Source organism: Ruegeria sp. S263 (genome assembly GCF_056780525.1).
In genome coordinates this window covers 2,250,012-2,263,678 of sequence record NZ_CM165558.1, presented here as the reverse complement: position 1 = coordinate 2,263,678, position 13,667 = coordinate 2,250,012, and the positions used below count along the sequence as shown (strand labels likewise).

Here is a 13,667-nt window from a genome sequence, read left to right as displayed (position 1 = left end):
GATCAGGTGCCCTGCAGGATCAACAGGTTCAGTGCAGCGCGTCGCGCGGTGTCCTCAAGACCCACGCGGCGCAACGTGGCAATAGCCGCCGTCAGATCAACAAGGTTCCCGCGCGAGCCATGCGCGAAAAGCTCCATCGTCTCAAGGATCGCTTCGCCCAACTGGTCATTGGACAGCAGGGCATTGATGTCCGAAGGCACTGGCGCGGCCCATGCAAACCCTTCTGCCACCGCATCCGCCAACGGAGAGGGGGACGGGGCGCGCCCGGGATCACCTTGCGCCAGCGCCGCCAGAAACTGACTTTCCTCTGACTGATCGGGGGCGGAAAGGGCCGCAGTTTCGTAAAGGTCAGACAACAGCATAATCCGCCACCGCAATTGCTCGACCGCCGGGTCGTCCAATGTGACGTGAGACAACTGACCTGCGAACAGTTCCGAAAATGGCACCTCTAGCCCGACGCTGCGCATTTGCTCCCATACGATGGGTAATGCCTCTGTGATGGCGGTCGGGTCGCCCGAGTTCAACGCGGTTTCAAATTGTTGAACCGCTGTGACCCTGTCCCACACGGCACCTGAGGCCGCCGGGGATCGTTCCGTATAGAGCCCAAGTAACTGGTTCGGTGTCAGCGCACCCACACGCGTCAGACGCTCAGCCGCTTCGATCTGGGCTTTCCAGCCTGCAACGTCGCGCAGATCGGCGTTCGCAAAGACTCGGGGCAGAGAGGCAGAGGGTAAACGCTCGCCAATGGCTTCATAAAGGCGGAAGCTCAGCGGATCAGGGTTTTCCGGCTGCGGCAAGTATTCTGCGTCTTCGAACAGTTCCGGGCTGAGAAACCGGTCAAGGACATCAAGATCCTCGGGGGGCAAGACCTCTAGCGCGTGCGCGGCTTCCAGGGTGAGCGCAGCAGAGGGCCAATCCCCCCGGCGGGCTTTGCAGAAAATCTGCGCGGCATAGTCCTGTGACAAGTGGGGCTGGGCAATCAATGCGGTGCAGCTTCGGTCTTCGTCACCGGTCAGCAAGGTCGCGTCGAACCAGCGTTTGAAATGCTCGCGGCTGTTGGTCGGGCCGGCAAGCTGAACGAGAGATTGCGCCGGATCAGCCGCCCCTAGCTGCATCAGCCTGTCCAGACGTGCCAGCAATAGTGTTTCTTCGGCCTCGGGTCCGGACGGCGCGCGCGCCTCCGACAACAGCAAGGTAAACAGCAGGCGTTGCATGGCCGGGTTGTACTTGACCGGGACTCGGGCGATCAGTTCTGCCAGACGATCCGTTTCGCTGTTCTGCCAAAGACCGATGGGCAGGCCAGTTACGTTCGATGAAACAAGACCCAAGGGATGCGACAGCGCCTCCAGACGCGTGACCTCGACCTTGGGTCCGAGACCTGTTTGTGTCACCGGTGGTTCCAGCAAGACAGTACCCGGCAGGTTTTCGGGTGGCTCGCTCAGCCACTCAATAACAGAAAGAGGTTCCTGCTGCGCGTGGACCGAAGTGGCGAGAAACAGCGCAGCAACTGCGGCCTTATTCGACATTCAGGATTACCGGTTCTCGTATCTCTTGCTGCGGGGAGGAAAAATCCACGCCGAAGAGAGGGCCTAGATAGGCGTAGCCCACCAGCCCGATGAAACACAGGCAAACCAGATATATCAGGAACTTGATCAGACGACCCATTGCTCAACGCTGCCTCAATTTTGTGTTTTGTCCAAGTTATAACTGGCATTTTTCTTAAGATCACGTCATTCACGGTGAAATGAGCGAAATTAAGCATAACACCGTGACGTCCGAACACGATCACAGCTTCATACTGCACAAAACAGTGGTTTTGGTAGGTATGATGGGGGCTGGTAAAACAGCCGTTGGCCGTGCTTTGGCTGCAAGGCTTGGTGTTCCGTTCCTCGATAGCGATGCCGAGATCGAATCGGCGGCCAATATGACTATCCCGGAAATCTTTGAACGCGACGGTGAGCCGTTTTTTCGTGCGAAGGAAAGTCAGGTCATTGGGCGGCTTCTGGACGAAGAAAAAGGTGTTCTGTCCACCGGCGGCGGGGCGTTTTTGGCCGGTCAGAATCGCCAGATGATTACCGATCGCGGGGTTTCTGTCTGGTTAAAGGCCGATTTGAACGTGCTGTGGAATCGGGTCAAGCACAAGGACACGCGGCCCTTGCTGCGCACAGCGGACCCTCATGCGACGTTGCGCGCCTTGTATGAGGAACGTGTGCCGGTCTATTCGCAAGCCGACCTCTCGGTGACTTCTGACGGAGAGACGTCGATAGAAAATATGGTGGACAGGGTCGTCGATGCCTTGATGACGCGCCCGGATGTTTTGGAACGGAATTAATGCACCAAACCGTACATGTAGAGCTGGGTGAGCGATCCTACGATGTAGAGATCGGGCCTGATTTGCTGGGCCAGTCGGGGAAGATGATCGCACCTTTGCTCAACCGTCCCAAAGTTGCGGTTCTGACGGACGAAAACGTCGCAGCTTTGCATCTGGACGCGCTGCGGGAAGGTCTGGCCGATGCGGGTATCGAGATGTCGGCGCTGGCTCTACCTGCCGGAGAAGCCACCAAAAGCTGGCCGCATTTTGAGCGCGCGGTCGAATGGCTGCTAGCCGAAAAAGTCGAACGCCGCGATGTTGTCGTGGCCCTTGGGGGCGGCGTCATTGGCGATCTTGCAGGCTTTGCCGCCGCCGTTTTGCGGCGCGGCGTTCGGTTCGTGCAAATCCCGACCTCTTTGCTGGCACAAGTGGACAGTTCGGTTGGGGGAAAAACCGGGATCAACGCGCCGCAGGGGAAAAACCTGATCGGGGCTTTTCACCAACCCTCGCTGGTTCTGGCTGATACCTCGGTATTGGGTACAATGACCCAAAGGGATTTTCTGTCAGGCTATGGTGAGGTCGTAAAATACGGTCTGCTGGGCGATGCCGCGTTCTTTGAGTGGCTCGAGGCCAACGGCACCGATGTATCGGGCGGCGACATGGCAGCGCGCGTCCGGGCCGTGACGCGATCGGTTCAGATGAAGGCCGATATCGTCGCGCGCGATGAAACCGAACAGGGCGATCGCGCGTTGCTGAACCTTGGCCACACCTTCTGTCATGCGTTGGAGGCCGCAACCTGCTATTCGGACCGCTTGCTGCATGGCGAGGGTGTAGCTATTGGCTGCGCGCTTGCGTTTGAGCTGTCGTCGCGCCTTGGTTTGTGCGCGCAAGAAGACCCCAGCCGCGTTCGCGCGCACCTGCGTCAGATGGGAATGAAGACGGACCTTGCCGACATTCCGGGCGATCTTCCGGGGGCAGAGGCATTGGTCAATCTGATGGCGCAGGACAAAAAGGTTATCGACGGGCAGTTGCGCTTCATTCTGGCACGAGGAATCGGTCAGGCATTCGTAACCTCGGATGTCCCGCGCGAAGCTGTCTTGTCGGTGCTCGAGGACGCTCTGGCCGCCGCTTGATTAGCGTCCCCGGATGACCATCAACTCACCGATGTTTTCGCGCGTAATGTAGCCCACCATGTGACCGGCCTTGGTACAAACCGCTATGGCTGGCGCGCCTTTGTGCAGACGTTCCAGAACTGTCTCCAACCCGCTGGTGAGCTCTACCTGCGGAATATCGGCTTCCATTATGGAAATGGCGAGGTCTGATCGCGGAGTTTCCGCAGCCAGAGCCGCAAACAGGCGGTTGCGGGTCACGAAACCCTTTAGCGTTCCGTCTGCGTCCAACACTGGGAATTCATGCTGTGTGGTATGAATAACGGCTTGGGCGGCCGTCGCCAGAGTGTCTGACGGCGACAGCGATTGGTATTCGGTGATCATCGCATCGCGCGCCATAACCCGCCGCGCGACAGATCGCATGGCCACGTCCTGACTCTCTGCGTTGGCTGCAACGAAGACAAACACAGCGATCAGAACCAGCAGTGGATTGCCCGTGCTGAGACCAAGAAAGCCAAAGCCCACAGCGACCGCTTGTCCGGCAAGCGCCGCGACCCGCGTTGCCTTGACGCGATCCATTTTAAGGCAAAGCAAGGCGCGAAAGACCCGTCCGCCGTCCATTGGAAAGGCCGGTATCATGTTGAAGGCGGCCAACAGCAGATTGACATAGGCCAACCGGTTCAAAAGGCCGGGGGCCGTGCTGTCGATTTGCGTCATCGTTTCCCAAGGCATTCCGGCCCCGAACGCAATCAGAATGATCCAGATGACGATGTTTACCGCAGGGCCAGCAAGGGCGACCCAGACTTCCTGCATTGGCTTCTCCGGCATTCGTTCCAGCCGAGCCAGCCCGCCAATTGGCAAAAGGGTAATGTCAGGAGTCTTGATCCCGTAACGCCGAGCCATCAGCGCATGGCCGAATTCATGCGCCACTACACAGGCAAACAGGGCGAGTACGAAGATCAGGTTCTCGACGACCGCCGACATGCCGCCGTTGGAGTATGCCGCAAAGCCGACCCAGGCCAGCAGCAGAAAAAAAGTGACATGGACCCTCAGTTCCGACCCAAATAACCGGCCGAGTGAGAAGGACCATGTCATCACCAATCTCCGTTTTGCTTAGAACGGAATCTCGTCGTCGTCGATTCCGCCGGATGCAGGGGCAGGGGATCCAGAGGGCGCGCCGTAGGGGTCGCCGTAACCGCCGCCGGCCTGACCGCCGCCATAGCCGCCAGACTGGCCTCCGCCGTAACCGCCGGACTGTCCGCCGCCGTCGCCACGACTATCCAGCAACGTCAGTTCGCCGCGATAGGGGCGCAAAACAACTTCTGTCGTATATCGGTCTTGGCCGGACTGGTCCTGCCATTTACGTGTTTCCAACTGGCCTTCGATATAAACCTTGCTGCCTTTGCGCAGGTACTGTTCAGCAATGCGGGCCAGAGGTTCCGAAAAGATCGCGACCGAGTGCCACTGTGTCCGGTCACGCCGTTCGCCGGTGTTGCGGTCCTTCCACGTTTCTGACGTGGCAAGGCGCAGGTTGCACACCTTGCCGCCGTTCTGAAACGACCGGACCTCGGGGTCTGCGCCCAGATTTCCGACCAGAATGACCTTGTTTACTGAACCCGCCATGTATGTCCTCGTTCTTGTCTGACTGGATCGCGCCCGAATCTGGCGCTTGTGTTCTGCTGCCGACCCTATACGGCCTGCGGCGCGGTTAAAACATAGTTGATGAAGACCGCACCGAGCAGCAAATCACTCAGAAAATTTTTACCAAGCTTTCATTTTTTACTGAAATATCTATACTCGGTCGGGTTCGTGGACGAGCGGGATTGGCATTAATGCGTTTTCTGGTTGGTTGGTTTTTAGGGTTTTGCCTTGCGCTGGTTTCAGTTCCGGCTGCGGCTCAGACATTGTCTACCAAAAGCCGCAAGGACATTTTTCTGAAGCAGGCCAAGATTTTGGACACTCGCGCGGCGACTCAGTATCGCGATTCCGAACGGCTGAAGCCCAAGCGAAAAACAGCTTCGGGGACGTTCAACAAGCGCTATAACGGTAAGTACCGCGGTCAATACCTTTCGTTGGCACGTCAAGCGGCCCGCAAGCACAATGTGCCTGAAGATCTATTTCTTCGACTTGTTCAGCAGGAAAGTGGCTGGAATCCCCATGCCGTATCGCACAAGGGTGCGCTGGGTCTTGCGCAGCTAATGCCCGGTACTGCGCAGCTATTGGGTGTGAATCCGCATGATCCCAAACAGAACCTTGAAGGTGGTGCGCGTTACCTGTCGTGGCAGTACCGCAAGTTCAAATCGTGGCGCTTGGCTTTGGCGGCCTATAACGCGGGGCCAAAGGCGGTTGAAAAGCACGGTGGTGTTCCGCCGTACAAAGAAACCCAGAACTACGTAAAGGTCATCTGGGGCGGGTAATTCAAACGATCTAGGGATAAAAGAACCGGCACTGTGACCGGTTCCGTCGCTATGATCGTTTATTCCGCCGCAATTTTGATGACGGGCTCCATCCGCGCCAAAATATCATCAGCCAAATGGCATTTTATCTGATGGCCGTCGGCAAGGGCTTTGACGGGCGGCACGTCATGCTCACACCGTCCGTCCGGCACCTCGGATTTCCAGCGGCAACGCGTCTGGAAAGGGCAGCCGGGTGGCGGGCTCATTGCGGACGGAATGTCGCCTTCAAGAACGATATGCTGTTTTTCGATCGACGTATCAGCGATCGGGACAGCACTCAGCAGGGCCTCGGTATATGGGTGATACGGAGGTGAGAACACCTGGTCCGTCGTCCCCAACTCGACCACATGACCCAGATACATCACCATCACTCGGTCACTCAGGTATCGCACAATAGACAGGTCATGGCTGATGAACAAAAGCGTGGTTTTGTGTTCGCGTTGAATCTCCATTAGCAGATCCGTGACCGCAGCCTGCACCGATACATCCAGCGCTGAGACCGGTTCGTCCGCAACCACGATCCGCGCGTCTCCGGCAAAGGCGCGGGCGATACCGACACGCTGCTTCTGCCCACCTGACAATTGCCGCGGCATTCGATCGGCAAAGGCGCGTGGAAGCTTCACCAGATCCAAAAGCTCCAGCATCCGCTTTTTGCGTTCAGCCTCAGAGTTCCCAACGCCGAAAATCTCCAGCGCCCGAATGATCTGACGGCCGACGGTCATGGATGGGTTCAGCGTGTCAAACGGGTTCTGGAATACCATTTGCACTTCACCCACGGTCTTGGCGTCGCGCTCTTCGATCGGCACAGCTTCGATGTTGCGATTATCCAGCAAAATCTGACCATCGGTCGCTGTTTCCAGCCCCATCAGAACCTTGGCAAATGTGGATTTGCCACAGCCAGACTCACCCACGATGGCCAGAGTTTCAAACTCATGAGCCTCAAAACTCAGGGTTTCATTGGCCTTTACAACTTTCTTTTCACCGCCACCGAATAGGGCATTTGCGGCCACCTCATAGTATTTCTTGAGGTTGTCCATCTTCAGAACAGTACGGCCGATTTCCGCTTTTTCCTTCTGCTCAGACACAGTGATCGGCGCGTTCCAGTCGATTTCCTTGAATTTCAGGCACCGCGTATGGTGGCGGTCGTTGCCCGGCACCGCCTCCATCAGAATGTTCTGCGCGTCACACCGGCCTTCCTCGAAATAGTCACAACGCGGCCCGAAATTACACCCCGGCGGGCGTTCGTGCGGCAAAGGAAAGTTTCCCGGAATTGCCACCAGAGGCCGCGCGTTCTTGTCAGCCCCAGGCAGGGGGATCGAGCGGAACAGCGCCTGCGTGTAAGGGTGCTGCATTTCGTCGAACACGTCATGGATCGAACCACGCTCAACAGCCTCACCGGAATACATCACGCAAAGCCGGTCGCAGGTCTCTAGCACCAGCCCCAGATTGTGCGAGATGAACAGCATCGAAGTGCCGTATTTCTTGCCCAAGTCCTTGACCAGCTCGACCACGGCAGCCTCGACCGTCACATCCAGCGCCGTTGTCGGCTCGTCCAGTATCAAAAGCGCGGGCTTCGACATCAGCGCCATAGCGATCACAATCCGCTGCTGCTGCCCCCCCGACAACTGATGTGGGAATGAGTTCAGCATCCGCTCAGGGTCAGGCAGGCGTACATCTGTAACCACCTCCAGAGCGCGCGCATAGGCTTCTTCTGCACCGACGCCTTCATGGATCATCGGCACTTCCATTAACTGCTTGCCGATCTTCATGGCAGGATTCAGCGATGCCATCGGCTCCTGATAGATCATCGCGATCTCATTGCCGCGAATATCGCGTAGTTCGTCCGATGTCATCTCGGCCAGATCGCGCCCTTTGAACTTGATGGTACCTCCGACAATGCGCCCGTTCTTGCCAAGGTCCTGCATGACCCCCAGTGCGACGGTGGACTTGCCGCAGCCGGATTCACCGACCAGTCCGACAGCCTCCCCGGGCTGGACGCTGACCGAAAAATCCATAACGGCCGGAATTTCCCGCAAACGGGTAAAAAACGAAATCGACAGCTTGTCGATCTCAAGAATTGGCCCGTCATAATCCGCCAGTTTGTTCATCTTGCTTACTCCTCGCGAGAGTCAGGGGATCCCCTTCATCTGGCTAAAAATATCCTGGGGGTCCGGGGGCAAAGCCCCCGGCCTTCGATCACAATCAGTCCTTCAGACTTTCTTCGCGCAAACCATCCGCCAACAGGTTCAGTCCCAGAACCAAAGACAACAGGGCCAAGGCAGGCGGCAGGGCGGGGTGCAGATAGATCGACAACAGCTTACGCCCTTCGTTGATCGTTGATCCCCAATCCGGGCTTTCCGGTGGCAATCCCAGCCCAAAGAAACCCAAAGTCCCCAAAAGGATGGTGGTATAACCAATCCGCAGACAGAAATCGACGATCAGCGGACCCCGCGCGTTGGGCAGGATTTCCCACAGCATGATATACCACGGCCCTTCACCGCGTGTCTGAGCCGCAGCGACATAGTCGCGGGTTTTGATGTCCATCGCCAAACCGCGCACGATACGGAACACGGTTGGTGAGTTTACAAAAACCACCGACACAAAGACGACTAAAATCCCTCCGGGCACATCAAAAAGGTCCAGATAGGTGGGCAGTCCCCAAATGCTGTAGTTGTCCGTGTTTACGATGTAGCCATTCGTTGAGATCAGCGACAGATACAGCCACAGCGCAACACCCAGAACACCAATCAATAGCGGTGTGCGGAACGTCGGCCTTGTGTAATAGCGCGAGTTCAGAAGCACACCAAGGAAGATGATCGGGAAGATGAACAGGATAGCGGCCATATAGTTCGGCACACCTGTTGCCACGATCTCGGGCGTCACAAGCAGGTAGAACAGCAGGATCACCGGGAAGGCCAGGATCAGGTTCGCCAGGAACGACAGCAGCGTGTCCAGACGTCCACCGTAGTAACCGGCGGGCAGGCCCAGCGTGATCCCGACCATGAAGGCAAACATCGTTGCCAGCGGCGCAATCTGAACAACGATCCACGCCCCTTTGACCATACGGCTGAACACGTCCCGGGCAAGATTGTCGCCCCCTAGCAGATACCAGGCGTACTCCCCGTCTTCTATACTGGGCAGAGGTGTCCCGGGTACTTTGTTTTTCATCCCCGAAACCTGCGAGAGCGGGTCGTGTGTCACGATCAGGTCAAGCGCGCCAAAGATGCCGGTAAACACCCAGAACATCACAAGCCCAAAGCCGATCATACCAATCGGGCTGTCAAACAGTTTACCGTACAGACCCAGCTTACGTTTGAATGCAATCGACATGGCGTAGAGAAGGACCAGCGACAACCAGACAGGCAGGAATTGTTGGGCCATGGCCCCGATGATACCGGCGCTTGTTCCCATGAGGACGCCCAGAACGATATAGGCAACGCCCAGCCCGACGCTTGCCAGAAAGCTAAAGCGCAGCACGGTTTGAATGAGGTTTCTCACACCCGATCCAGACGTCAGCGTCCCATCTGGGTTCACGGTCATCTGGGGTTCCGGCAGGATGATGCTGGCCAGTATCCAGGCCAAGATCGAAATAACCATCAGCGCCAAGGCTATGGCCAGTAACGGGTTCAGGAAGGCGATAGAGCCGGTCCAGGTAAGTGGTTCCATGATCTATCCCTCCTTACGAAATGCGGATGCGCGGGTTGAGGTAGACATAGCCGATATCCGAGATCAGCTGCGTCACCAGCACCACAAAGACCGACACGACCGATATCGCCAGCAAGAGCTGGATGTCGTTATTCCCCGCCGCCTGCACCAGCGCCCAGCCAAAGCCCTTGTAGTTGAACAGGGTCTCGACGATTACCACGCCATTCAGCAGCCATGGGAACTGCAGCATGATGACGGTGAACGGCGCGATAAGCGCGTTGCGCAGTGCGTGTTTCATAACGATGTTCGGGAACGACACACCTTTCAGGCGCGCGGTTCGGATGTATTGCGCCGTCATCACCTCGGTCATCGAGGCGCGGGTCATGCGGGCAATGTAACCCATCCCGTATAGGGCAATGGTCAACACTGGCAGGAAAAAGTTCTCGAACGTTGGATTTTCCATCGCTTGCGTGGCGGTCCCTTTGAACCATTTCAGCCCGACGGCAGACGAGGTGAAGATCGCGATGAAGATAACACCAGACACATATTCCGGCGTTGCCGTGGTGGTGATCGCAAAGGTCGAAAGGGTCCGGTCGGTGGCTGACCCTTCTTTCATGCCCGCCAGAATTCCAAGGATCAAAGCGGATGGAACCATCAACAGCATGACCCAGAACATCAGACGTCCCGTAAGCGCAAGCCGGTTACCAACAACAGTTGAGACTTCTTCTTTGAAGACCGTCGAATATCCCCAATACCCCTGCAAAATCCCGCAGAAATTCGGAGATTCTTCGGCTGTTTTGCCGGGCAGGATACATCTGCCTTGCACCGTGCCGTCTTCATTCGTGTGTCTGTAAGAAGGCAAGACACCCAGCCATTCGCCGTACTTTATGGGCGTTGGCTGAAGGTATCCGCCTTTTTCCAGAAAGCTTTCGACTTGCTCGTCCGACATCCTGAAATTGCCCTGCGTCTTCGCAAGCTTTTCAAGGTTCGGGTAGAGGTTGGTCAGAAAGAAGACCAGGAAGGTAAGGCACAGTGCGGTCAACAGCATAATGCCGACGCGCCTTAGTATGAAAAGTCCCATGGTAGCCCCTGTTGGTAGGCTAGCGTGTCGGTGGTTTTACCGCACGCATCGCTGTTTTTCTGGTCGCCGTGGTCAGGACGAAAAGGCCGCCCCCGGTAGGCGCGGCCTTGTGTTTTTTTGGCTTAGGAAACGATGCCGAACTTATACAGCTGCGGCAGATCCGCGATGTGCTTTTCGACGCCCACCATGTTGTCACGGTGGTGGCGCATTGCGGTCCTCCAGTATGGCTGGATGACGACGCCTTCGTCGATCATGATCGCTTGCAGCTTGGCCATCACTTCGCGGCGCTGGTCGACATCCGCGATCGAGTTTGCCTCGGCCAGCAGCGTATCGAACTCGTCATTGGCAAAGCCGGACTCGTTCCAGGCCACCCCGGACTTGTAAGCCAAAGCCAGAACCTGCGTGCCGAGCGGACGGTGGTTCCAGTTGGTCGACGAGTAGGGGTACTTGGTCCAGTCGTTCCAGAAGGTCGAGCCGGGCAGGATCGTATGCTTGGCTTTGATGCCCGCGTCGTTAAGCTGCGCGACGACGGCCGCTGTGGTGTTGCGACGCCAGTCATCGTCAATGGACTGAACTTCATGCTCAAAATCGCCCATGCCCGCTTCGTCCATCAGGGCTTTCGCCGCTGCAGGATCATACGGGATGCGGGTTACAGCCGAGTCGTGCTCGGGGTGCATCGGGCCAACGTGGCAGTTGTCGGCGGGAATGCCGTAACCTGACATCCCAAGTTCCAGACAGACTTCGTTATCGACCGCCATGGCCAGAGCCTGACGGACACGCTTGTCGCCATAGATCTTGTTGCCGTTCTCATCCTCGGCCAACTGGTTGGGGCGAATGACGATGGTAAAGCCCGACGGGATTTCCGAACGCACAAGACCGATGCTGTCAAAGATATCGACAAATTCGCCGACCGACTCCCAGTTCATGTCGATCTCTTCGGCCTCATAAGCAGCCAGGAATGCCGCAGGGTCGGTGCCGTAGTCGATGAACTCGATCCGGTCGATGTAGCCGCCTTTGCCGGCCTCATAGCCCCACCATTCGAATTCTTCGTTGCGTACAAGAACACCTTTGACGCCAACTTCGTGGCTTTCGGGGATCATGAAGCCCGTGCCGACAGGGTTGGCCAGCATATTATTTGCGTCAAAGCTGCTGTGCACGATAGCCGCCGGATAGTCGGCCATGCCCGGAATGATCGTGATGTCCGGGGCGCTGCATTTCAGCTTAACGGTATGAGTGTCGACAACAGTGATGGCCCCGTCTGCGGCTTTCTGGGTGCTCTCATCTACAAGCGATGCCATGCGTGACGCCATCGAGTTACCCTCGAGCCCTGCATCACACCAGCCTTCGATGTTGCGCGCAACGTCTTCGGCGGTGAAGTCGTCGCCGTTATTCCACTTGACACCCTTGCGGACATTCAGCGTGTACTCGGTCGCGTCATCGTTTGCTTCCCAGCTTTCCAGCAGCATGGGCTTGAACGAGCCGTCATTGTTGTATTCGACCAGATATTCCAGCCAGCCCGCGGTGAAGGTGGCAATCTGTGTCCAGTCATAGGTGCGCGGGTCCTTCAGGGCGCGGACTTCCATCTGATAGCGAATGGTGCCGCCACGCTGGGGTTCTTGGGCTGCCGCAGGTGACTTCAGGCCGATCATGCCATAGGCGGCTGGAACGGCGACACCCAATGCAGTTGCGCGCGCCATGAATTCGCGCCGACTAAGTTTACCGTCCCGATACTCTTGCGCATGCATTTCTGCCGCCCAGTGCATCGGTGCTCCGGTGATTGTTTGGTTTTCCATTTATGTCTCTCCCTGTGACATAGTATTTTTATTGATAGAGTTTCGAACAGCTCAGACCCGAACACGTCGGGCAGCAGGTTCTCGGGTTCTTGTTTTTCGGAATTTGAACACCCCCATGGGGACATTCGGCACCAGAATTTAAATCAGGTCAATGTTCGAAATCGTCATTCGAGGTACAAAAGCGACATCGGTGGCCAGAGTTTGTTAGCAACAATGTCCGGTTAACGTGCGCCGTTGTACCTCTTTGGCTGCGTCAGCAGCGGAGATTCGGGGAAATTTGAGGGGCCGTTGGAAACGCAGATCTTGGAGTTCAGCCTGCACAAGGTATCACTTTGAGAAATCTACCCGATTCCAGTTTTTCATTCTTGCGCGAAACCACGTCCGCTGCCGCTTGGCAAACTGCCGGGTCGAGATAGTTGCGCGCTCACGGGCATCCTGCAACGACATATGACCTTCAAGGTAGGCCATAAGCTCGGGTACGCCGATGGCTTTACAGGCTGGAAGCGTGGGATCGTACTTGTCGCGCATCGCTTCCACTTCCTCAAGCGCGCCAGTGTCCAGCATCATGTCAAAACGCCGCGTTATCCTGTCCAGAAGCCATTGTTTGTCCACGTCAAAGACGATGGGTACGGTGTCGTGTAGCCGTAGTATCGGGGGCGGTGTGTCGGCCTGCCAGTCGCGCAGGCTTCGGCCTGTGGACCGCTGCACTTCCCAGGCACGTTGAACACGGGCACGGTTTTGCGTGTCGATGCCCGCCAGGGTTTCTGCGTCGACACCATCCATAAGAGTGGACAAGTCCAGCCTGTCCGCCTCGGCCCGCACATCGGCGGGCGTGGCTGGAATATCTGCCATACCTTCGGTGAGGGCCGAGAAATACAACCCGGTCCCACCTACGACGATCGGGCGTTGACCGCCCGCCAATATCGGTTTGACGTCACGCAGCCAGTGACCCGTTGAATAGTCCTGATCGAATGCGACATGGCCGTATAACACGTGCGGTGCGCGCGCCTCCTCTTCGACTGAGGGACGGGCCGAGATAACGCGCCAGCAGTCATATACCTGACTGGCATCCGCATTGACGATGACGCCGCCGAACTGTTCGGCGATCTCTAACGCAAGGGCGGATTTTCCAGACGCCGTCGGGCCTGCGATCAGCACCGGAACACCATCCGGAATCTTGGGCAGGCGACCCAGGGTCTGCAGAGTTTTGCCATTGGTCATCCCGGCACGCCTCATTCCTTACCATCCGCATTGAACCTGCCGAGGTTTTGC

General features: G+C 57.1%; 11 protein-coding genes. 3 read left to right on the top strand and 8 right to left on the bottom strand.

The window, feature by feature from the left end:
- Nucleotides 1–2: 2 nt before the first annotated feature.
- Complete coding sequence (locus tag ACT2B1_RS11295; RefSeq protein WP_481667754.1) at nt 3–1,526, bottom strand: hypothetical protein; 1,524 nt, start codon at nt 1,524–1,526, stop codon at nt 3–5.
- Between the two features lie 218 nt (nt 1,527–1,744).
- Between ACT2B1_RS11295 and ACT2B1_RS11290 the strand changes: the two genes are divergently transcribed.
- Together ACT2B1_RS11290 and aroB are read left to right on the top strand one after the other, a co-directional pair.
- Nucleotides 1,745–2,332, top strand: coding sequence for a shikimate kinase (locus tag ACT2B1_RS11290; protein WP_171121205.1), 588 nt, complete (start codon nt 1,745–1,747; stop codon nt 2,330–2,332).
- Entirely contained in the window at nt 2,332–3,444 is a 1,113-nt protein-coding gene (gene aroB, locus ACT2B1_RS11285; RefSeq protein ID WP_171239379.1) for a 3-dehydroquinate synthase, read from the top strand. Before ACT2B1_RS11290 ends, aroB begins: the two co-directional genes overlap by 1 nt.
- Here the strand turns inward: aroB and ACT2B1_RS11280 are convergent, their stop codons facing one another.
- Together ACT2B1_RS11280 and ssb are read right to left on the bottom strand one after the other, a co-directional pair.
- Nucleotides 3,445–4,515, bottom strand: coding sequence for a site-2 protease family protein (locus ACT2B1_RS11280; RefSeq protein ID WP_481667753.1), 1,071 nt, complete (start codon nt 4,513–4,515; stop codon nt 3,445–3,447). It abuts the gene before it with no gap.
- 18 nt (nt 4,516–4,533) lie between these two features.
- Nucleotides 4,534–5,043, bottom strand: coding sequence for a single-stranded DNA-binding protein (gene ssb, locus ACT2B1_RS11275; RefSeq protein WP_171123044.1), 510 nt, complete (start codon nt 5,041–5,043; stop codon nt 4,534–4,536).
- Between the two features lie 209 nt (nt 5,044–5,252).
- Here ssb and ACT2B1_RS11270 point away from each other — a divergent pair, with 209 nt between their 5' ends.
- Complete coding sequence (locus tag ACT2B1_RS11270) at nt 5,253–5,837, top strand: lytic transglycosylase domain-containing protein (protein WP_171123046.1); 585 nt, start codon at nt 5,253–5,255, stop codon at nt 5,835–5,837.
- A gap of 59 nt (nt 5,838–5,896) precedes the next feature.
- Here ACT2B1_RS11270 and ACT2B1_RS11265 read toward each other — a convergent pair whose 3' ends face one another.
- From ACT2B1_RS11265 to miaA, 5 genes are all read right to left on the bottom strand, one after another.
- Nucleotides 5,897–7,984 (bottom strand): dipeptide ABC transporter ATP-binding protein, encoded by a 2,088-nt coding sequence (locus ACT2B1_RS11265; RefSeq protein WP_481667752.1) that lies wholly within the window; start codon nt 7,982–7,984, stop codon nt 5,897–5,899.
- A gap of 94 nt (nt 7,985–8,078) precedes the next feature.
- Nucleotides 8,079–9,542, bottom strand: coding sequence for an ABC transporter permease (locus ACT2B1_RS11260; RefSeq protein ID WP_171121211.1), 1,464 nt, complete (start codon nt 9,540–9,542; stop codon nt 8,079–8,081).
- A gap of 13 nt (nt 9,543–9,555) precedes the next feature.
- A complete protein-coding gene (locus ACT2B1_RS11255) occupies nt 9,556–10,602 on the bottom strand; it encodes an ABC transporter permease (RefSeq protein WP_171121212.1) in 1,047 nt (348 codons plus the stop codon).
- A gap of 122 nt (nt 10,603–10,724) precedes the next feature.
- On the bottom strand, nt 10,725–12,395 hold the full coding sequence (locus ACT2B1_RS11250; protein WP_171239376.1) for an ABC transporter substrate-binding protein: 1,671 nt from the start codon (nt 12,393–12,395) through the stop codon (nt 10,725–10,727).
- A 327-nt stretch (nt 12,396–12,722) separates the two neighbouring features.
- Complete coding sequence (gene miaA, locus ACT2B1_RS11245; RefSeq protein WP_171239375.1) at nt 12,723–13,616, bottom strand: tRNA (adenosine(37)-N6)-dimethylallyltransferase MiaA; 894 nt, start codon at nt 13,614–13,616, stop codon at nt 12,723–12,725.
- Nucleotides 13,617–13,667: the final 51 nt, after the last annotated feature.